This window comes from Bacillus lumedeiriae (assembly GCF_044891285.1).
Lineage (GTDB): Bacteria > Bacillota > Bacilli > Bacillales > Domibacillaceae > Pseudobacillus > Pseudobacillus lumedeiriae.
This window is the reverse complement of sequence record NZ_JAUIYO010000002.1, coordinates 357,407-377,228: the sequence shown is the minus strand read 5'-3', so window position 1 is coordinate 377,228 and position 19,822 is coordinate 357,407. Positions and strand designations below refer to the sequence as shown.

The 19,822-nt window shown below is 40.1% G+C and carries 21 protein-coding genes and 1 pseudogene; 5 read left to right on the top strand and 17 right to left on the bottom strand.

From position 1 onward, the window contains the following. Positions 1-11 precede the first annotated feature (11 nt). The 6 genes from QYG89_RS05355 to QYG89_RS05330 form a co-directional block, all read right to left on the bottom strand. On the bottom strand, positions 12-1,250 hold the full coding sequence (locus QYG89_RS05355; protein WP_404315322.1) for a PucR family transcriptional regulator: 1,239 nt from the start codon (positions 1,248-1,250) through the stop codon (positions 12-14). 277 nt (positions 1,251-1,527) lie between these two features. Beyond that, complete coding sequence (locus QYG89_RS05350; RefSeq protein ID WP_404315321.1) at positions 1,528-1,707, bottom strand: hypothetical protein; 180 nt, start codon at positions 1,705-1,707, stop codon at positions 1,528-1,530. A gap of 220 nt (positions 1,708-1,927) precedes the next feature. Beyond that, positions 1,928-2,479, bottom strand: coding sequence for an SCO family protein (locus QYG89_RS05345; protein ID WP_404315644.1), 552 nt, complete (start codon positions 2,477-2,479; stop codon positions 1,928-1,930). A gap of 214 nt (positions 2,480-2,693) precedes the next feature. Then, a complete protein-coding gene (locus QYG89_RS05340; protein ID WP_404315319.1) occupies positions 2,694-2,834 on the bottom strand; it encodes a hypothetical protein in 141 nt (46 codons plus the stop codon). A gap of 53 nt (positions 2,835-2,887) precedes the next feature. Continuing rightward, entirely contained in the window at positions 2,888-6,028 is a 3,141-nt protein-coding gene (locus QYG89_RS05335; protein WP_404315317.1) for an AAA family ATPase, read from the bottom strand. Beyond that, a complete protein-coding gene (locus tag QYG89_RS05330) occupies positions 6,025-7,170 on the bottom strand; it encodes an exonuclease SbcCD subunit D (RefSeq protein WP_404315315.1) in 1,146 nt (381 codons plus the stop codon). Before QYG89_RS05330 ends, QYG89_RS05335 begins: the two co-directional genes overlap by 4 nt. A gap of 104 nt (positions 7,171-7,274) precedes the next feature. Between QYG89_RS05330 and QYG89_RS05325 the strand changes: the two genes are divergently transcribed. Both QYG89_RS05325 and QYG89_RS05320 read left to right on the top strand, forming a co-directional pair. Next, positions 7,275-7,595, top strand: a complete 321-nt coding sequence (locus QYG89_RS05325) for a DMT family transporter (RefSeq protein WP_404315313.1) — start codon at positions 7,275-7,277, stop codon at positions 7,593-7,595. Between the two features lie 97 nt (positions 7,596-7,692). Further along, the gene (locus tag QYG89_RS05320) at positions 7,693-8,118 is read left to right on the top strand and encodes a DUF2621 domain-containing protein (RefSeq protein ID WP_404315311.1); all 426 of its coding nucleotides are present in this window, start codon (positions 7,693-7,695) and stop codon (positions 8,116-8,118) included. 123 nt (positions 8,119-8,241) lie between these two features. On the opposite strand, the gene QYG89_RS05315 is transcribed toward QYG89_RS05320, so the two are convergent. Both QYG89_RS05315 and QYG89_RS05310 read right to left on the bottom strand, forming a co-directional pair. After that, the gene (locus QYG89_RS05315) at positions 8,242-8,733 is read right to left on the bottom strand and encodes a CcdC family protein (protein ID WP_404315309.1); all 492 of its coding nucleotides are present in this window, start codon (positions 8,731-8,733) and stop codon (positions 8,242-8,244) included. A 120-nt stretch (positions 8,734-8,853) separates the two neighbouring features. Then, the gene (locus tag QYG89_RS05310) at positions 8,854-9,561 is read right to left on the bottom strand and encodes a cytochrome c biogenesis CcdA family protein (RefSeq protein WP_404315307.1); all 708 of its coding nucleotides are present in this window, start codon (positions 9,559-9,561) and stop codon (positions 8,854-8,856) included. A 211-nt stretch (positions 9,562-9,772) separates the two neighbouring features. Between QYG89_RS05310 and QYG89_RS05305 the strand changes: the two genes are divergently transcribed. Further along, a complete protein-coding gene (locus tag QYG89_RS05305; protein ID WP_404315305.1) occupies positions 9,773-9,985 on the top strand; it encodes a Spo0E family sporulation regulatory protein-aspartic acid phosphatase in 213 nt (70 codons plus the stop codon). Positions 9,986-10,169: 184 nt separating this feature from the next. On the opposite strand, the gene QYG89_RS05300 is transcribed toward QYG89_RS05305, so the two are convergent. The 4 genes from QYG89_RS05300 to tkt form a co-directional block, all read right to left on the bottom strand. Next, positions 10,170-11,354, bottom strand: coding sequence for an MFS transporter (locus QYG89_RS05300; protein WP_404315642.1), 1,185 nt, complete (start codon positions 11,352-11,354; stop codon positions 10,170-10,172). 632 nt (positions 11,355-11,986) lie between these two features. Continuing rightward, entirely contained in the window at positions 11,987-12,202 is a 216-nt protein-coding gene (locus tag QYG89_RS05295; protein WP_404315303.1) for a YneF family protein, read from the bottom strand. 80 nt (positions 12,203-12,282) lie between these two features. Next, a complete protein-coding gene (sirA, locus tag QYG89_RS05290) occupies positions 12,283-12,729 on the bottom strand; it encodes a sporulation inhibitor of replication protein SirA (RefSeq protein ID WP_404315301.1) in 447 nt (148 codons plus the stop codon). 220 nt (positions 12,730-12,949) lie between these two features. Continuing rightward, a complete protein-coding gene (tkt, locus tag QYG89_RS05285; protein WP_404315299.1) occupies positions 12,950-14,956 on the bottom strand; it encodes a transketolase in 2,007 nt (668 codons plus the stop codon). A gap of 420 nt (positions 14,957-15,376) precedes the next feature. Here tkt and QYG89_RS05280 point away from each other — a divergent pair. After that, positions 15,377-15,631, top strand: a pseudogene (locus QYG89_RS05280) (IS5/IS1182 family transposase); the annotation flags it as partial. Positions 15,632-15,769: 138 nt separating this feature from the next. Here QYG89_RS05280 and QYG89_RS05275 read toward each other — a convergent pair. The 3 genes from QYG89_RS05275 to yneA all read right to left on the bottom strand — a co-directional run bounded on the left by QYG89_RS05275 (position 15,770) and on the right by yneA (position 17,114). Continuing rightward, positions 15,770-16,003: a DUF896 domain-containing protein gene (locus QYG89_RS05275; protein WP_404315297.1), complete on the bottom strand. Its 234-nt coding sequence runs from the start codon at positions 16,001-16,003 to the stop codon at positions 15,770-15,772. 124 nt (positions 16,004-16,127) lie between these two features. Then, positions 16,128-16,784, bottom strand: a complete 657-nt coding sequence (locus tag QYG89_RS05270) for a YneB family resolvase-like protein (RefSeq protein WP_404315295.1) — start codon at positions 16,782-16,784, stop codon at positions 16,128-16,130. A 6-nt stretch (positions 16,785-16,790) separates the two neighbouring features. Then, the gene (gene yneA, locus QYG89_RS05265) at positions 16,791-17,114 is read right to left on the bottom strand and encodes a cell division suppressor protein YneA (protein ID WP_404315293.1); all 324 of its coding nucleotides are present in this window, start codon (positions 17,112-17,114) and stop codon (positions 16,791-16,793) included. Between the two features lie 157 nt (positions 17,115-17,271). Here yneA and lexA point away from each other — a divergent pair, with 157 nt between their 5' ends. Then, positions 17,272-17,889, top strand: a complete 618-nt coding sequence (gene lexA / locus QYG89_RS05260) for a transcriptional repressor LexA (RefSeq protein WP_404315291.1) — start codon at positions 17,272-17,274, stop codon at positions 17,887-17,889. Positions 17,890-18,180: 291 nt separating this feature from the next. On the opposite strand, the gene QYG89_RS05255 is transcribed toward lexA, so the two are convergent. Together QYG89_RS05255 and kynU are read right to left on the bottom strand one after the other, a co-directional pair. Then, the gene (locus QYG89_RS05255; RefSeq protein WP_404315289.1) at positions 18,181-18,378 is read right to left on the bottom strand and encodes a hypothetical protein; all 198 of its coding nucleotides are present in this window, start codon (positions 18,376-18,378) and stop codon (positions 18,181-18,183) included. Between the two features lie 157 nt (positions 18,379-18,535). Then, the gene (gene kynU, locus QYG89_RS05250; protein WP_404315287.1) at positions 18,536-19,822 is read right to left on the bottom strand and encodes a kynureninase; all 1,287 of its coding nucleotides are present in this window, start codon (positions 19,820-19,822) and stop codon (positions 18,536-18,538) included.

The following is a 19,822-nucleotide window of genomic DNA, read 5'->3' as shown; positions in this document are numbered from 1 at the left end:
TTTGTGATTTTTTACAAGTTAGCTTTTTCCAGCTGTTGAATGAGTAAATCCAAATATAAAGTAATTTTTTGATTGGCATCCTTTAAATTAAGCTGGGCTATTTCCGATATCCTTTTCAGCCGGTAAGCGAGTGTATTCGCATGGATGTGCAAAGCTTTGGCTGCATCATTCATATTGCCATCGTGCTGTAAAAAAATAAAAATCGTTTCTTGTAAATTGGAATGATGGTCACGGTCATATGCTGCCAGCTTGTTAATCATTGGATTTTCATAACCTGATTTCTTTCTGCTGACAGCGAGATCTTCAATAAATTGAAATACACCTAACTTTTCATAACTATAAATAGAAGCTGCAGCCACCGGAAATTGCTGTTTCATTTTTAAAACGGACAGCGCTTCTTGATAGCTTCTGGATAACTCAAGCGGATTGTCAGTCACGCTTCCTAAAGCGGCTGAAACCCCCTCTATTTGCTGGCGTTCATTGATTTTAGTAATAAAACTTTCAACAAAATCGGACAAGCTTCCTGTCTGCTCTTTTTCCGGCAGCCTTGCAAGCAGGATCATCTGATTGTTATCAAACGTTCTTGCGATCACAGGCAGCTGCTGGATGGTTTCCACTAAATAATTCATTTGCTGTTCAATGGATTGATTAATTGGCTGTGGAAAATCAATCACGATAACAACGAGTGATCCTTTTAAGCTTAAATGATGGCGCTCGCTCACTTGCTCTAAATCTCTCAGTCTAGTAAAATGACCCGTTAATAGCTTCCAAAAAAGTTCTTGATAATTCTTTTCCGTTTCTTTTTTTTGCTTTTGATGTTGGATTAACTGGTTTTTAACAGCTTTTGCGGCTTCCTGTAAAATCATAATCTTCTCTTCAGTAAAGGGTACACGCGGCTGTGCCCAAATAAAACCGACCACTTCATTATATTTGCGCACGGAAATAGCTACCCGTTCACCGAGTCCAACTTGGTCAATCCGGGGAATAATGACCGGTTTTTCATTCTCAAACAGCTTTGGGATCGCTCCAGCTTTCCATAAGCTATTGATGATGTTTTCTGGCACACGCCTGCGCATAATTGTGGCAATTCTAGCAGGATCAACTTCATCTTCATGCCGGCTGTATGCAATGATGCGATGGTTAGCATCCTCTATTGTAATAGGACATTCAAGCTCCTCACTGATCAAATCAGCGAGTACCTCAAGAGATTCATACTCTTTAGAAAAGAAATTTCCGGTTACTTTTTGCATATGACCACTTTCTTTCATTGATTTCATTTTGTATAAACAATTATAGTATTGAAGCGCCCAACTTGAAAGCTATTTTTAGTTTATTGACAGCACATGTATAGATAAAGAGGCAATTATGCAAAAACATCAATATACTTCCCCTTTAATAGGAAAACGGAGCCGCCATGAATAGGCACACTCCGTTTAAAAGACTGAAAGTAAGAAATCGGCAGGCAATCTAATAGATTGGCAGGCATATGGGAAATGAATACTAGAAGGCAATTGATCGGGAGATTGATTAATACTTTCTTGAATCGCAATTCGGGCAAATATATACGTCTTCTGCGTCAAAAATGGAGCCGCACTTCGTTTGCTCAAGAACCACGAACGCTTTCTTTAAATCAGCGCGGACTCCTTCCCACCCGCATTCACACTTAATATGGTTAAATGATCCGAATTTGTAAACACCATACTTCATAAGTTTCACCCCTTTTAAAATTTTCAGAAAAGTTCCTGTGTAATTATATTATACAAATTAGGCGAAAAAATCAATTAAATGATTGTGAATTTTTTGTTAAATTTCAAAAAAGTCAAGTACTTTTTTTATCTTTTACTATCCTATATTTCGACAATAACCCCCTTATGAAAGAAAGAGCTGTCTTACCGTTCTTGGAAGACAACTCTTTACATAAAAATAATTACTCTTGTTCAACCAACGTTTTTACATCTTGAACAATTTCTTCGAAAGGAACATCTGCTGCTCCATCATAATTTTTCACAACGGTTCCCTCTTTATTAACTAAATAAAAACTCGTACCATGCATCACCTGATCAGAATTAGGATCAGGTATAGCAAGTGTTTGAAAATTTTTCTCCGCAAATTCTCGAATGTATTCTTGCTCGTAGCCTGTAAGCAGGTCCCATTTGCTTTCATTAGCCTCAAAGTAAGAAAGATATTCTTTTAACTTTTCAGGTGTATCGACCTCGGGATCAACGCTGAATGAAACGATGCGATAGTCGTCCACTCCTTCTTTTTCAAGCATCTTTTGAATGTCTGCCATGTTTTTTGTCATCGGCTGGCAGACCGTCGTGCAATTCGTAAAAATCAAATCAGCAAGCCAAACCGTTCCTTTTAAATCACTAAGATTGACTTTCTCGTTATTTTGATTGGTATGTTCAAAATCTTGCATTTTGACATCCATATTGCTTTCGATCGTTTTATTGCCGCAGCCAGCTGCAAGCAGAAGCATGGATAGAGCAGCAAATAATAGTAAAAAACGCGCGTACGTCAAATATGGTCCCTCCTATAATATTATAATGCATTTTTAGTAATGTTATTCCATGTAGGTGGTAATTACAACAGCAGGTCATTGTTTATTCTGAATAATTTATGAACGATCTCGCTGGTTCATGCCTTGTATCCCGGATTAACTAGGAATAAGTCCCCCATCTCAGGACTTCAGATTATTTCCATTGGCTCTGTTCCCCCCCTGTTGATTTCCGCTGCAGGCGCTCGCCTTCCGCCCTAATCAGCAAAGCGGCAAAACTAACACTCGTCATTAATATAATCTTTCCAATAGGAAAAGGCAGCAATGCATTTTCCATAACTGCCCGATCCATTTGACTAGCTATCAGCCCTCACTGATGGCAGTTTCATTTTAAATGAAGGTAGAGGATAATTGAAATCGTGTATGACTGCCGCTTTGTGTCGAAATTACTTCTAATCTAGCATCAATTCTTTCCTTCAACTCTGGTACGTGAGAAATAATACCGACAAGCCGGCCTGAATCTTGTATTTCCATTAATGCTTCGATCGCCTGGTCCAATGACTCCGGATCAAGTGTACCGAATCCTTCATCAATAAACATCGTTTCTAAAGACACGCCGCCTGCGTACCGCTGAACAATTTCTGCCAATCCAAGCGCCAGTGCAAGGGCTGCTTTGAAGCTTTCTCCTCCTGATAATGTCTTCACATGTCTTTCTTGACCCGTGTACTGATCAAAAATCAATAATTCCAATCCGCTTTGTGCATTCCCTTTAGCCCGGTCAGTTTTACGGTGCATCGTATAACGCCCGCTCGTCATTTTAGCAAGCCGCTCATTCGCCACTATTAAAATGTCATCAAGAAAAGAAGCGAGTACATATCTTTCAAATGTTAACTTGTGTACATTTTTCCCATGAGTGATGGCATAAAGATGGCCAATCGCACTGTATTCTTCTTCTAATCCAAGCAGCTGCTCATTAATCATTTCCACTCTATCTTTAATCCGCCGACAATTGCTGATTAAATTGTTGACAGCAAGCCGCTCTTGATCTTTTTCAGCGATCTGCTTATCGATGCTCTCTTTTTTAGCTATCAATGAGGGAAGATCAGGTTTCTCCATTCCAGCAAGGCTTTCCGTAAATTCCTGCAGCAAATCTGATACCGAACGGAATTGCTCGTTAAACGCGTTAATATCCTCCTGCAGCGTCTTCAATTCAATGACAGTTCTCTTACTGCCTATGTAATGCTTGAAATCGTGAAATCCATTTTCCTCCATCAGTTGTTTAAACTGTATGCGTTCCGCTGCCAGCCGTTCCTTTTGCTGTGCGATGATGCTGCATATTTCGTTTAATCCCGCTTCCGCTGCCGCGAGCGCCGTTTCTGCAGCTTGTTTTCCTTGTACAGCCGCTTCTAATTGTGCCGCTAATTGACGCTTCTTTTCTTCGGCCTGCTTGACGGCACGTTCATACGCTGCCTTTTGTCGAATGGATTCAGGGATATTCTTTAACAGCTCTTTTACCTGCGACTGCTTGCCTGCATATAACTCACGCGCTTTCGTCTCATGATGCTGACAGTCAGCTGCTTCCTCGCGCAGTTTTTTCCATTGTCCGTTCAACTGACTCCGTTCTTCTGTCCACTCCCTTTTTTGCTGCAGCTTTTGTTGAGCTTGTTGAATCATCTTTTCTGCAGCTGCTTCCACAGCGGATAACTGCTCTTTTTGGCCGGCTGTATTGATCCCATTTATTTCGAGATCGGCCTCTGCAGCTTCTTTCATCAGCTCCGCCAGCACCTCTTCTTCCTTTTGTACATGAATTTGAAGATGAGAAAGTTCATGTGCATTTTTTTGCTGTTCTGTTTCCAGACGTGCCGCTTCCTGCTTGGCCGCTTCGATTTCATCTTTTGTCGGTGCATCTGCATGAGCTTCCGCTGGGTGGGGATGATTGTCAGAGCCGCAGACGGGGCAGGGCGCTCCCACAGCTAATAACTGGGCTAGAATGCCTGCTTGTTGTTTCTGCCAGTTTACTTCTAGTTTTTCCACATATCGCTTAGCCACTTCTACCTGCTGCACCTTCTGTTCATTGAGCTGCTTCTGCTGCTGTTCCTTCTCTGTTAAATGACGGATTCGCTCGTTGACTTTTTCGATCTTATCAATAATCTTTCCCTGCATCTCAGCTAGCTGTTTTCTTTTTTCTTCGTTATAAACAACCTGCTGCCAATGATCAAGTGAAGCTAATTCTGCGTCCAAATGCTCCAGTCTTGTTTCCATTTGTTCATATCGAGCGGAAAGTGCCGCTCTCATTTGCTCGTACTCTTTCACCTGCATGCTCAGACGGTGAAGGACAGCTTTTTCCTCGTCAAGCGAACATACAGCTTCTTTTAATGCTGACAGCCTGCTCCAGTCTTCTGCAGCCTGCTCTCTCTCTTCCTCTTTGGCATCTTCTTCTTTCCATCGTAAAAGAGCCTTTTCAAGCACTTTTTGATTATTTACATATGTTAGACGTATTTCTTCTGCTCTTTTTTCGTCTTTATCTAGATTTATTTTCATTTTCATACATAAGTCTTCTTGCTGTTCAAGCTTTTGAGATTTTCCAGCCCACTCTATTTCTTCCTCTTTTTTCTTGATTTCAGACTTTTTGTATTCTAGTTCCTTTTTCTCCGCTTCTAATTCTTCCTTGCGGGTCATTTGTTGAATAATATGCTTCGCCTGATGAATATTTTTAGTCAGCTCATCCCGGACCGCCTGCTGCTGATCCATTTTCTCTTTCATTTCCTCTAATTTGTTCACTAAAAAATGAATGTCTATTTTTAATTGAGCCAGCACCGCTGTTTCATTCCGAGGCTCTTGCTTAAGCAAGTCGATCATTTCCGCTGTTGCCGGCTCGATGCTGTCTACTAATTGAGACCGTTCTTTTCGTTTACTCTCCACTTTCTTTACTAAGTCATCTGCTTCTTGCTTCAGCTTATCTTCTATTAATTTATAAAACTGAGTATGGAACAAACGCTGCAGCACTTTTTCCTTCTCCTTGCTGTCAGAAACGAGCAGTTTCCTGAACTCCCCTTGGGGAATCATTAATATTTGTCTAAATTGATTAGCATCAAGCTGAATGATTTCTTTGACTTTCTCATCAACATCGCGAACGTTCGCTGCAAGCAGTTTTTTTTCTCCTTCGCTGCTGATTTCATATAGTTCCGCTTTCGCTGTCACGATTCGAAACCCATCTCCCCGCTCCTTTTTCTTTTCCTGCTGCGGAGAGCGATAAATTTCATAAGTACGGCCTTTTAGCGAAAACTCCAGTCCGACTTCCGTTAATACATCATCTTTAGCAAATTGACTGCGCAAATCACTTCCTGCTCTTTCCTCACCGCTCGCTCGGCCGTATATAGCAAAGCTAATTCCATCAAAGATTGTCGTTTTACCGGAACCTGTTTTTCCGGAAATGACAAACATCTTCCGGCTTTCCAGTTTTCTAAAGTCAACCTCTTCCTTTCCAGCATACGGACCGAATGCCTGCATCGTTAATTTAATTGGTTTCATTTCTGATTCACCTCCAATAAGGCCTCCTGAATCACTCTTTCCATCACTTTTCTTTTTTCAGCCGTAAACGAATCCGTCGTCATCTGGTAATAGAAATCAGCAAACAGATCGAGCTCGGATTTTTTTTCTTCCCGTTTCATCCCATAGCTTTCTTTTTTACGCTCATCTATCACATCTAATTGTCTTTCTAAATGCAAAACATTAGGATACGCTTGACGCAGCTTTCCCATCGGGTCAACGATCGCTCCACGGTCAAGGAGAGTTACCTTTAAATAGTCCTCGGTCTGCTCGCTTTGAATGCGGACAGGATCTAGCAATTCTTCCATCGTTCCTTCGATGATCCGCATATCTCTCTTTGGTTTAAGTACTTTTTCTTCAATAGAGAAGACACCCTTTTCATCGATTGTCACGATAGAAATACTCTTGCGCTGTTTCGCTTCAGAAAATGAATATTTTAATAATGACCCAGAGTAACGAACCGTCTCATGTTTAATGGCATCTGGACTATGCAAGTGACCAAGCGCTGTATAATGAAAAGGAGCGAATAACTCAGCTCCGACGCATCCAGACCCTCCAACCGATAATGTTCTTTCCGATTCTGACGTTTTCCCGCCTAGAACAAATGCATGACCGACAAATACATTCACTTCCCGATGATTGATTTCTTTTTCTATTTTTCCTATTAAGGCCTTCATGGCATCTTGATGAGAGTGAATGGAATCATCTCCAAGCAGCTGCCGGACGATCCCTGGCTCTGCATATGGGACACAATAAAAATTAACCCCATTAATCCGAACAGGCGAAAATTGGTCGTCTACCTTTCCTTTTAAATAAAACTGACTGTGCTGAAACCAAGAAGATCCAAACGACAGCCGCTCAGCACTGTCATGATTTCCGGAAATTGCTACAATGGGTGTTTTCAATTCTACGTTTATTTTAAATAACATCTCGTTTAATAATTCCACCGCACCTGTGGGCGGCACAGACCTGTCGTATAAGTCACCGGCAATCACAACCGCATCGGGCTTCTCTTCTTCTACTATGTTAACAAACTGGTACAGCACTTCTTTTTGTTCTTCTGTCATATAAACTCCATGAACGAGCTTCCCTAAATGCCAGTCCGCCGTATGTATAAATTTCACCTATTTCACCTCTATTAATGTCTGTCTCTTCCATAGTATCGAAAATTAATCAGAAAGCAAATCGCTTTAAATTCTGGTAGACTAGGAGAAAAAGGAGAATAGGCATGTCTTATTTGTTACTAGCCGTTGCTATTGTGAGCGAAGTAATTGGAAGTTCTATGTTGAAAGCTTCAGAAGGATTTACGAAATGGCTGCCTTCGCTTATCGTAGCAATCGGCTACGCTGCCGCTTTTTATACTTTATCACTAGCCTTAAAAACCATCCCCTTAAGTATAGCTTATGCTATCTGGTCTGGCGTTGGTACGGCACTCACTGCTATTATCGGAATACTTATTTGGAAAGAGGCATTCACTCTTCAAACTTTTTTGGGTCTGTCTGCCATTATTTTAGGTGTGGTAATTTTGAATTATCCTCTGAAAAGTTAGTTTATTTATAGATACACACCTGGTCTTTATTGTTGTATCCACTTTCCCCTTTGTCTATAATGAGTAGCGATAGAAGAGAATTTTGGAGGTTGCTATCATGCTGCAAGGTTGGTTTTCTTATTTCATACTTTTTTGGGTCATCATATTGGTCGGAAGTTTCGCCATTGGCGGTTTTTTCATGTTTCGTAAGTTTTTAAAAAGACTTCCAAAAACAGATGGAAAATCAGATATGGACTGGGAAGAATATTATGTTGCTCAAACCCGAAAGCTGTGGGAACAACCGGAGAAAGACTTGCTTGAAGAACTAGTCAGTCCTGTTCCTGAGCTTTTTCGAGATGTCGCCCGTCAAAAAATCGCTGGAAAAATCGGTGAGCTGGCATTAAAAGAAGAGTCTGGAAGAGTTACACAAGATTTAGTCATTCGAGGATACATCATTGCCACGCCGAAGAGAGACCATAAATTTTTGCGTAAAAAATTAAATCAGATGGAAATTGATGTGTCACCATATGAACATCTGTTTTAAAAGAAAGGCTATGTTAATAATTATTGTTGATTGGAGCGGAAAGTGGGAGACCTTAGCGGAACCAGCAAGCAAGTTTAACAAAGTCAAAGGAAAAGAGCCTGCGGTATCCGCAGGCTCTTTTCTTTATAGAACAGTATTTTTATTAACTGGCTCCTTACCTAGCTTCGCACGTAGGCTGCGGTACTTCCAATACATAGAAATACGCCATGGAACAATCATCGAAAACGCAAGAATAAAAAACATCCCGCTTAATTCACCAAGATGAACAGTTGAGCTCAAAACAACCTTACCTATAATCCGAATAATGAGAAGGCTGATTAGAATGATTGGAAACGCTTTTGAACGTTTTAAATAAATATCTTCATCACGAATCTCAAAATTCGATGTTTTGATTAATAAAATCGAAAATAACATGCCCACTATCATGGCCTCTAGCAATTCCATTGAGGTAATTCTGAACTCGGGTATAACAAACATCAAAGCCCCTGTACTCATAAAAAGCGGAGGCAGCATAATCTTAGCAGCTGACGTTGGCTTTTTGGCAGCTTTCATGCGAACAAATATAGCCGCAATTCCCATAACAACCGCCAAAACCGATGAGGCAGCAAGCAGCATCTTCATCATCCCTTATCTTAATACGTTTGCTACGTTATTATAATCGATTTTCTCCTCAAATACAAAGAGCGTGACTCGAAACTTCGTTGAAAACGGCTGTTTGACTCACACTCTAAAAGATTAAAATCCAGTAAAATCACCGAAAAGCGGGCTTAAGAAAATGATGATTTTTGTCATCCAATCAAAAAATAGCACGACACCCATGACAATCATAACATAGCCGCCCACTTTCATAATCGTTCCGCTATGTGTTCGAATCCATTTCATGCGGCTGATAAAGAAAGAAAGAATAAAGAAAGGAATGGCGAATCCAAGCGTATAAGCAATCATATATATAAGCCCTGACCCCGGATTGCTTGCTGCAAGTGCAAAGACCGATAGTAAAATAGGGCCAGTGCAAGGCGTCCAGCCAGCAGCAAAAGCGAGGCCGATTAACAGTGAGCCTGCATAGCCGCTCGGCCGGTTCTTAAATTCGAATCGGCGATCAGTCATCATAAACTTCGGCTGAAGAATCCCCGTAACGACAAGACCGAAAAATACGATAAAAATGGCGCCAATCTGCCTAATTAAATCCTGATATTGTGACAGCAAACTGCCAATAAAACTTGTAGCAAAACCTAGTGATATAAATATTAGCGAAAACCCCAACAAAAAGAACAGTGTATGCAGCATGCTCCTTCTTTGCAGCATTTTATTCTCTTGTTTTAATTCATTTACACTCATGCCGGTAATATAAGAAAGAAATGCGGGATACAGCGGCAAACAGCATGGTGAAATAAAACTGAGAAATCCTGCTCCAAAAGCTAGAAAAAGATTAAGATCACCCAATAAAATCTCCTGCCTCTCCATTGATATTGTAGCAAAGATTAGAACAGGAAGCGAAAAAAACGATATGAATACTTTGTGACTTTCCAGACAAAAATGAAAATGACTTTCTTTTGAAAAAATTGATTTTATTTTTGAAAAAAAGTAAAAGTTTGGGTATACTAAAGAAACTGACAAGGGCTAGCTTATTATTACATAGAAAGGATTTTCTCCTGTGCACAAAGACGATTTACTAAATGCGATCGAAAAAAAACGGTTGGAATTATTTAACATTGTCGCGGTTAATGGATTAACTTCTCCGTTCGCTGTAAAATGCAGTCAAGAGCTTGACCTTTTATTAAATGACTATGACCGTCAATATATTCGCCCTCTTCCCCCTTCTTCTTCAAAAAAAAATACTCAATTAAAAATGAGCAGAGTTCGATGAATCGTCTGCTCATTTCCTGTTTTACCAACATCGTACAGTGAAAAGAACACTAAACCCTATATACTTTTCAAAACTCGATCATTAAGATAAAATACAAAATCAAGTTTACATAATAAAGTTATGTTAAATATAAATATTCCAAATTGCGGAAATCTCTCGCTATGATCGTTTTGTTACGACCTCTTTACAGTCTTTTTCTTCTTTCATCATTTCTTTCTAATGTTTCATTCATACGAGTGGCAGCGAAAACACCTGCAATTAAAGGGACAAGGGCAACTAGACCAATCGACCAATTAACATTAAGCATATCTGCAATAACTCCTCCCAGCAGGGCGCCAAAAGCATAACCGCTATCACGCCAAAAGCGGTAAATTCCCACTGATGTAGCCCTCCAATTAGGATGAGCTACATCAGTAATGGATGCTATTAACGTCGGATAAACCATAGCTGTACCGACTCCTAAAAGAATAGCTCCCATTACCCATAATACATAACTATCCGCAAATAAGATCCACCAAAGGGAAACGGCCTGTATCCACATTCCAATCGTGATTAACCATTTGCGGCCAATACGATCGCTCAATACACCTGTAAACAATTGAAAGAATCCCCATGCTGCTGGATAAACCGCTGTAATGGTTCCAATTTGTGCCATCGATAATCCACTAGAGATAAAAAATAAGGGAAACAATCCCCAGACCATACCATCCTTTAAATTAGTTGATAGTCCTGCAAAACTAACACTTGATAAGTTCTTATCTTTCCAGGTTGTCTGTTGAAAGACTTCCTTTACATCAACCGATTCATTGATTTTTTGTTTTTGGGCTTGAAGTTTTAAATGTTCTCCCGTATCTTTAACCATTAATGAAAGAATAAATCCAACAATTACAATACCGAATCCCACATAAAATGGTTCAGGTCGTAAAGAATAAGTTGATGCAATATACCCTGAGATAACAGCCATTAGCGCCACTCCAATATAACCAGCAAATTCATTTAATCCAACAGCTAGTCCCCTTTGTTTGGATTTGGCTAAGTCTACTTTCATGTTGACCGTCATCGACCATGTTAACCCCTGGTTAATTCCTAAAAGAATATTTGCCAACACAATAACCCACCAAAATTGAGCAGAAATTACAAGCAATGGAACAAGCAAACCAACCATCCATCCTAACAATAGAACCCGTTTTCTTCCAATTCTATCAGCAATATTTCCTGCAAAGAAGTTAACGATTGCTTTTGAAAATCCAAAACTAATGATAAAAGACAGGGCCGCACTTGCTGATGTAAGTGCAAAGTTCGCTTCCCCAATAATAGGAAGAATCGTTCTTTCAAGCCCGACCATTGAACCAACAAATAAGTTAATCATAACTAATAATGAAAATTGAATACTATTTTCTCTTATTCCTATTTGTACTTTATTGAATGATTTTCCCAATATAATCACCTCTCATTAAAAACAACCATACCTTTTCATCCGTTCCTCTCCTGTATTAAATAAAAGGATGTCATTATATTGGCACCCTTTCATACTAATTAATATGCATGGTGAACCATACAACGGTTTAGTCTGATTTTCAATTCCTGTTGTTCTCTCCTTTTGTCTATCTTTCATAACACACCAAGCTTTTTCTCATAACCCTTATGCGTATATTATAATACCATATAGGGTATGTAAATTGTTTTTTAACCGATACAAAAATAAACGGTGACTTAGCACAAAAGAAACCCGCATTAATGATTAAACATTAATCCTTTAAGTCATTAGTTCAGTGATATTGTTATTTAGCCCTTACTTCTAACCACAACAAAAAACCACCTTTCCCATTGAAATTGAACCTTTCAACAGAAAAAGTGGTTTTGGTTTGATTGAAAAATAAAGAAACTTTCGGATGTATGGACAAAAAAGATCAACTTCTTTGACCTTTTTTCGTATAGGCTCGTCCGAAAAAAATATATTAAATCAAACAAGAATCCCTTAAACGGTAAGGGTTCAGCCGTTTATTTTTTATCAAACTGCTTGTTCATTTGTGACATCATTTGATTTATTTTTTTCTGCGACGGCTTTTGCCCCATTTGCATCATCATCATTCGCAGCATTTGTTCATTGATTGGCGGATTCTTTTTTAAATAGTCCATCATATATTTACGGGCTATAAAAAATCCAAGCGCAACTCCGGCAGCTAAAGCCAGAATTCCGACGAGTACATATAACATAAAATACTTCCTCCTTCATGTCGTCTACTAAAAGTTTACTAAACCAAAAGCCATTATACAACATGAAAGAGAAATTTTCCTTATCTAAATAAATTTTCTTTTCTGATCGGCTCAAGCCAACCGTAATTCTTGCGTTCAAAATCGACAGCAAACAAACAAGCATTTAATTTCTTTAATGAAGAGAAGAAAATCGTTTCAGCCTCATAACTTCCCAATGCCTTTAAATGAAGACATTTAGATTCGGCAGATAAAAACGCTTTTCCCTTCTTTTCCGGAAGTTCAATGATGAAGAGATTATTTTTTTCAACTGAAAAGCTATCCCTGCCCGTTAAAGATTCTTTCAATACAGAACAAAGTGACCGTACAGGGAATTCTTTTGTAATGTATTGAATTTGTTTTTCAATGACACTTTTTTCTCCATCTTTATTCGTAAAGCTTTCAAAAAACAACTGAAAAAAGTTCTGCTCACGCCCATAAAAATAATGAGCAAACTCATCCCCAATCCAGTAAATTTGATAGCTTCTCATTCATTCTACCCCCTGCTTGTCCTTTTCTTTATTATAATAAAGAATAGTTGTCAAAGTTGTTGAATTTTAGGAAAAACTACCACTAGTTTTGTCGATTTAACATCAATAGGTATAGACAACATCCTGTACAAGTAGAATACAGCCTTCCAAATATCGCTTTATACATGCCCAAAAGACCGGTTAGCTAAATAGCAAAAACGGTCTTTTGGCTTATAATTTATTAATTATTTACTAACGCTTTTGCACGTGAAACAACGTGGTCGACAGTGAATCCATATTCCCTCATCACTGTTTCTCCAGGAGCAGAAGCACCAAACTGGTCAATGGCAATAATATCCCCTTCGTCACCTGTGTAACGCTCCCAGCCAAAAGAAGATCCCATTTCGACAGCGAGACGTTTTTTCACATCTTTAGGAAGGACTGACTGTTTATATTCCTTACTTTGTTTTTCAAAACGATCCCACGATGGCATGCTGATCACAGCTGCATCGATTCCGTCTTGTTGAAGCACCTGCTGAGCCTCTACTGCCAAACCTACTTCTGATCCCGTAGCCAATAACAATAGGTCAGCTGTGTCTTTCTGAGCCGGCGAAATAACGTAAGCCCCTTTCGCTACACCTTCCTCCGCAGTTTGAGGAGTTCCTTTAATGGTCGGCAAGTTTTGACGAGTCAGTACAAGTGCAGTCGGTGTTGATTTAGAAGAGACCGCTAGTTTCCAAGCAGCAGCTGTTTCATTGCTGTCTGCCGGCCGGATGATTGATAAGTTAGGCATCGAACGCAGGGCAGATAACTGTTCAATTGGTTCATGTGTCGGCCCATCTTCCCCTACGGCGATGCTGTCATGTGTAAATACATACGTGACAGGCATACCCATTAAAGCAGCTAGACGAATCGCTGGGCGCAAATAATCAGAGAACACGAAGAATGTACCGCCAAATACTTGAAGCCCACCGTGAAGAGCCATTCCATTCATAGCAGCTCCCATCGCAAACTCCCGTACACCGAACCAAATATTTCGTCCTTCATACGTGCCCGGTTCAAAATCCTGTTCATTTTTGATCGTTGTTTTGTTCGAACCTGCCAAGTCAGCAGAACCGCCGATAAATGTAGGCAAGTTCTTGGCAATCGCATTTAATACCTCACTTGATGAAGCACGGCTTGCCAGCGACGTGCCTTCCTCATACACCGGTACGTCTGCATCCCATCCTTCAGCCAGCTCCCCATTTATTGCTGCCTCTAGCTGATGTCCGAGTTCAGGAAAATGTTTTTTATAATCTTCAAACAATTGATCCCATTCCTGCTCTGTCGCTTTCCCTTTTTGAACAATGAGTTCTTCAAAACGGCTATAGACTCCTTCAGGAACATGGAAATCCTGCTCGAATGTCCATTGATAATAGTCTTTCGTCAATTTCAATTCATCTGCACCAAGAGGAGCACCGTGTACGTCTGACTTGCCTGACTTATTAGGAGATCCGTACCCAATGACTGTCTTTACTTCAATAAGGGTTGGACGTGTCTCATCCTGCCGTGCTTCGTCAATGGCTTTAGCGATCTCTTCCATATTGTTTCCATCTTCTACACGGAGATATTGCCACCCATAAGAAGTAAAGCGGCCTTCCACACTTTCAGAAAAGGACTTGTCTAGATCACCATCAAGAGAGATATCGTTGGAATCATAAAGAACAACTAAACGGCCTAATTTTAAATGACCAGCAAGAGATGCGGCTTCAGAAGCAACACCTTCCATCAAATCTCCATCACCGCAAAGCGTATATGTAAAGTGATTCACGACCTCATAGTTATCTTTATTGTAGACAGCAGCTAAATGTCGTTCAGCCATCGCCATACCTACAGCCATTGCAATTCCTTGGCCTAGTGGTCCAGTCGTTGCTTCTACACCATCTGTATGTCCATATTCTGGATGCCCAGGTGTTTTACTTCCCCATTGGCGGAAATTTTTAATTTCATCCATCGATAAATCATAACCTGACAAATGCAATAGACTATATAAAAGCATGGATCCATGCCCCGCTGATAAAATAAAACGGTCACGGTTAAACCACTTTGAATTTTTAGGGTTGTGGTTCATATACCGAGTCCAAAGTGTATAAGCCATAGGAGCCGCTCCCATTGGCAGACCTGGATGTCCAGAACTTGCTTTTTCAATCGCATCTATAGAAAGCGTGCGGATCGTATTCACTGCTAATTGATCAACTGTATCAAACATGGCAAACTTCCTTTCCTCAACAAATATGATTCTTTCTTAATATTATAGGTGTTTATCAAAATATACAAGATTTCTATGAATATCTATTTAGGTTCTTTTTAATTTTTAGAAAATACATTCAAAATAGACTTTATCGACAAATAAAAAAGGCCGATGAAACCGGCCTTTCAGACTGTAGACAAACTTGAAGTGACCCCTAAAAGTTTGTCCGCAGTCTTTTTATTTTGCTTGTGGATGGGGGCTGTTGATTTCCATTCCAGGATGCTTCGTTTTCCGCCGGGCGATGAGCCTCCTCGCCGCAAAAGTGCCTGCGGGAGTCTTCGCGCCTTCCATTCCAATCAACAAGGTTTACAAAGTTAGAGCAGCCGTATAATGATTACCTGTTTTAAAATAAACAGATAAAATGCTTGAGGGATAAAGATGCTGTCGAGACACAATCTAATCCAACGGGACCAACTAGAAATGATCTCTCTAGATCACCTTGTACCAGAGAATCACCTGGTTCGTAAAATGGAAGCAGCGATTGATTTCTCTTTTATTTATGACTTGGTGAAAGAGTTGTACCCGGAAGCGGGCCGCCCAAGCATTGATCCTGTTATTTTAATTAAACTAACTCAATATACTTTTGGCACCCGCTCTATGTGCAAGACGATTGAAGAAGTAGAAACAAATATGGTCTAAATAACGGACTCAGAGAGATCTATCCTTCTCTCAAACAGCTTTAAAACCAATAAAAAATCAAAAAGGGGTTCGGAATGAGACCATTCTGAACCCCTTTTGTCGACAAACTGAAAGGCCGGTGAAACCGGCCTTTTAATGCATTTTTTTCCGTTTTTGAATGTCCTGAACTTTCTTCGGTGTTACTTCATTGCCTTCCGGATCAAAAATACGAACAGTTTCCACTGTATTTTTCATAGATGAACGAAAAACTTTTAAATATTCTTGACGCAGATTGGCCTGCTCTGTTGCTTCTTCAGCGGTCAATCCTTCCGCTTTTGATTTCTTTGAAAGTTCATTAATACGGGCAAGTTTATCTGGAGAAAGCATAAGTAGTTGCTGCTGAGTGATTCATCTTCTTACTATTAAGAAGCACGCAGCAGACTCTCCTTTCGTTATTTTTCATTATGACCTCTATTCTATAAAAAAAGAAATAGAGAAACAAGAAGGTTGCCTATTTAATTGTTTCATCCTCTTGCTCCATATACTCCTTAAATCGTCTATGTACAGTTGCTTTTGATACTTGATAGCCGAATCCTCTTAGTGTAGCCGCAATCTCATCAAAAGTAAGATCATTTCGGCGCAGACGGATGATCTCTTCCATCGGTACTTCTTTTCTTTCCCTGCCAGCTGGATTCCCCCTATTTTTCAGGTTCTCCTCAGGACGAAAGCCATTTTTCACCGCTCGTTTCATCCCGCGCTTTATTTTCAAATTGTGAATTTTCCGCTGATATTCCTCTACCATACTAACAATTTGCATCACCATCGAATCTGATTCAGACAGCTGTAATTCCCCATCGTCCGCAATGCTGAAGACTTTCACTCCTTCTTTAAACAGACAATGCAATAACGCTATTTTTGCGTTTCCCCTTCCAATTCTTGTTTCATCTTGGATCAGCACAGCATCAATGGGCTCTTTTTTAATTAAATCCAGCACATGGAGCATACCCGGTCTGTCCAAGTCATAGCCGCTGATTTGATCTTTTACGATAGCAGCTACTTCATATCCTTTTCTCGAAGCAAGACTGAGCAATTCCTCCTCCTGCCGTTCAAGCGACGTTGCCTGTGCCTCTTTCTTTGTGCTGACACGACAATAAATAATAGCTCTCACCTGAAATTACTCTCCTTTAAATGCAACTTCTTTGTCTAGATAGGCTGAGGATGAAGCGATTGGTATAATCAGCGTATCTCCTGGGACTATTTTAGCAGAACGCAGCTTATTTTCTTTTTGTACCCACATAATAAAGTCCTCTTCATCCATTCCATTCACTTTATTGTATTGTCCGGCGATGCTCCACAGAGAATCCCCTTCCTGCACGACAATTTCTTTATAAGAATGCTGTTCTTCACTTATGCTAAAGATTAGTATGATTCCTGCTATTATTGTAACAGCCATAAATAAAAGAACAAAAGAATTCTCTTTAACAAATGCTTTCATCATTAGGAATCTCCTTTCAAACGAATGTTCGTTCGCTTATTGATATTATTGTAATAAGAACATTTGTTTCAGTCAAGGTTTCATTCGAACTTATGTTTGTATCCTAAAAAGTGTCATGTTATAATATAAAAAAAGAGATAAACTCACGAGGTGCAGAAGAATGCTAAAATTATCGAAAAGGCAGCAGGATATTTTGAACTTTATAAAGCTTGAGGTCAAAACGAAAGGCTACCCTCCTTCAGTACGGGAAATAGGTGAAGCAGTCGGGCTGGCATCTAGTTCAACTGTTCATGGGCACCTTGCCCGCTTAGAAAGCAAAGGCTTAATCCGCCGTGATCCAACTAAGCCGCGTGCGATTGAGGTATTAGAGATGGAGGATACAGTTCCGAAACAAAATGTAGTCAACGTCCCTTTAATTGGAAAAGTCACAGCCGGAATACCAATTACAGCAATCGAAAACGTTGAAGAATACTTTCCATTACCAGAGCGTCTTGCACCGGCCGATGAACATGTATTTATGCTTGAAATTATGGGTGACAGCATGATTGAAGCAGGTATTCTAAACGGTGACTACGTAGTCGTCCGCCAGCAGCAGACCGCAAAAAACGGCGAGATTGTCGTGGCAATGACGGAAGAAGATGAAGCAACTGTAAAACGTTTCTTTAAAGAAAAAGATTACATTCGTCTTCAACCCGAAAACTCATCTATGGAGCCGATTATTCTTCCGTCCGCTACCATTCTTGGAAAAGTGATCGGTGTCTACAGACATATCCATTAATACCCTGTCAAGGAGCGGCCTCCTAATGGCCTAACAGTTTTGTTTTGGGCAGCTCCTTGTTACTTTTCAAAGGTTAATAGAATGATAGGTTAATGTATCATATGAACGTGCACGATAGGATATGAGTATTTTCATAGAAATCATTCTATAATCAAAAAAAACCCTTTGTGCCTTTGAAGCCAAAGGGAGTGTAACGCCTGTTACATTTAACATTACATATAATCGCATAATACTCGTCTACTACTCCCTTTTTCTATCCCCATTTTCGTTCCTTATCCACACTCTTACTATTTATTTTTTGGGGTTGTTTTGTCTTTGTATCTCCTTTAATTGTACCTGCATGTCGAGCAGTTTTGCCTTAAATGGATATGGGACAGAAAACGACAGTGCATAATGAATAGAAACCAAAGCCTGATCGAATTTTCCATTCCTTATTTGTGCATCCGCTAAATAATACCAGGCTAGATAATCATTCATCATTTTCTTCATACCGCACCTCTCCCCTCTATCTTTCAGTACATTATTATATGCAAGAAAAGGAAAAGAGACTTTCTGTCACTTGCTCACAACACTAAAAATCCCCGCCAACACATGTGACAGGGATAAAAACAGCTTATTCTCCTCATTCATCGGATATTTCCTTTGTTTACGCAATCGTTTCCCGTTTATTTTCAAACTGTTTATACTGCCCTTCTTCCATGATTCTCTTTAATATGTGAACAGCTCTCCATATCTCGTCATACGTATTATAAAGGGCTGCTGGTGCAAGTCGAATGCCGTTTGGTGCCCGAAAGTCAGGAATGACTCCATTCTTTTTCAACGCTTTGCAAATTCGTGCAGCTTCGTTATGCTCTAAATAAATATGCCCTCCGCGCCGCCCGTCTTCCAGAGGATTTCCAAATACAAACCCCATTCCTTTTAATTCATATGAGATGAGGTCCATCATATATCTCGTCATGTCTAAAGATTTTTTGCGAAGATTCTCCACTCCAGCCTCTTCAAAGATTTCGAGTGAACCAAGCAACGGTGCTGCGCTTAATATGTGAGGTGTCCCCATTTGATAAGCCCCTGCATGTTCAGCAGGCGTCCATGTATGCTCCATGTCAAATTGCTTATCTTTGCGGGAACCAAACCAGCCGGCAAGCCCAGGTGTCCTTCCAAAATGTTTCTTGTTCACATACAATCCCCCAACACCGCCCGGCCCGCTGTTTAAGTATTTATAGCTGCACCAAACTGCAAAATCAACGTCCCATTCATTAAGCTTGTGGTCAATTGCCCCGATGGAATGACAAAGATCAAAGCCGATGACAATTCCTCGCTTATGGGCCGCTGCCGTTACGCGCTTCATGTCAAGAATTTGTCCACTCCGATATAGAACACTCGGCAAAACAATTAAAGCGACTTCATCTGTCATCCCTTTAATCACATCATCCTCCTCAATCATACGGCCATCTCTGCTTTTCACCTGAAGTAAATGTGTTCTTGGGTCATATCCCTTTAATTTCAGCTGACTTTGAAGAGCATAAATATCTGAAGGAAATGTAAGCTCATCAGCAAGGATCTTGACCTTTTTTCCTTTCGGTTCATAAAAGGCGGCCGTCATCTGATGAAGATTAGCTGTAGTAGAACCGGTCACAATGACCTCTTCAGGCGCCGCACCAATCAGTGGAGCTGTCTTAGCTCCCAAATGTTCAGATAGTTCGTACCATGGGTACTCTCCCTTCATCCATCCATCAATCCCAAACTGCTTCCAAGAATTCAGCAGTGTTAATAATGATTTTTCTGCTCGTTTAGATAATAGACCGAGGGAATTGCCATCAAAATAAATGATTCCCTCTTTCATATAAAACTCATCCCGAAATGACGCTAACCGATCCTGCCTGTCCAGCTGACAAGCATAATCATACGAAGAATTAAATGTACTATCGTTCAT

Bases quoted from the DNA above. Each gene is read 5' to 3' on its own strand.
- QYG89_RS05315 (WP_404315309.1), bottom strand. From the start codon at position 8,733: ATGCTGCTTGCTGCCTCATCGGTTTTGGCGGTTGTTATGGGAATTGCG.
- QYG89_RS05275 (WP_404315297.1), bottom strand. From the start codon at position 16,003: ATGCTTTCTCCAGATAAACTTGCCCGTATTAATGAACTTTCAAAGAAA.
- QYG89_RS05320 (WP_404315311.1), top strand. From the start codon at position 7,693: ATGCTGCAAGGTTGGTTTTCTTATTTCATACTTTTTTGGGTCATCATA.
- QYG89_RS05325 (WP_404315313.1), top strand. From the start codon at position 7,275: ATGTCTTATTTGTTACTAGCCGTTGCTATTGTGAGCGAAGTAATTGGA.
- sirA (WP_404315301.1), bottom strand. From the start codon at position 12,729: ATGAGAAGCTATCAAATTTACTGGATTGGGGATGAGTTTGCTCATTAT.
- kynU (WP_404315287.1), bottom strand. From the start codon at position 19,822: ATGAACGATAGTACATTTAATTCTTCGTATGATTATGCTTGTCAGCTG.
- QYG89_RS05335 (WP_404315317.1), bottom strand. From the start codon at position 6,028: ATGAAACCAATTAAATTAACGATGCAGGCATTCGGTCCGTATGCTGGA.
- QYG89_RS05340 (WP_404315319.1), bottom strand. From the start codon at position 2,834: ATGGAAAATGCATTGCTGCCTTTTCCTATTGGAAAGATTATATTAATG.
- yneA (WP_404315293.1), bottom strand. From the start codon at position 17,114: ATGATGAAAGCATTTGTTAAAGAGAATTCTTTTGTTCTTTTATTTATG.
- QYG89_RS05345 (WP_404315644.1), bottom strand. From the start codon at position 2,479: ATGCTTCTGCTTGCAGCTGGCTGCGGCAATAAAACGATCGAAAGCAAT.
- lexA (WP_404315291.1), top strand. From the start codon at position 17,272: ATGCTAAAATTATCGAAAAGGCAGCAGGATATTTTGAACTTTATAAAG.
- tkt (WP_404315299.1), bottom strand. From the start codon at position 14,956: ATGTTTGATACAGTTGATCAATTAGCAGTGAATACGATCCGCACGCTT.
- QYG89_RS05350 (WP_404315321.1), bottom strand. From the start codon at position 1,707: ATGAAGTATGGTGTTTACAAATTCGGATCATTTAACCATATTAAGTGT.
- QYG89_RS05355 (WP_404315322.1), bottom strand. From the start codon at position 1,250: ATGCAAAAAGTAACCGGAAATTTCTTTTCTAAAGAGTATGAATCTCTT.
- QYG89_RS05295 (WP_404315303.1), bottom strand. From the start codon at position 12,202: ATGTTATATGTACTCGTCGGAATTCTGGCTTTAGCTGCCGGAGTTGCG.
- QYG89_RS05255 (WP_404315289.1), bottom strand. From the start codon at position 18,378: ATGAAGAAAATGATGAATGATTATCTAGCCTGGTATTATTTAGCGGAT.
- QYG89_RS05300 (WP_404315642.1), bottom strand. From the start codon at position 11,354: ATGATTAACTTATTTGTTGGTTCAATGGTCGGGCTTGAAAGAACGATT.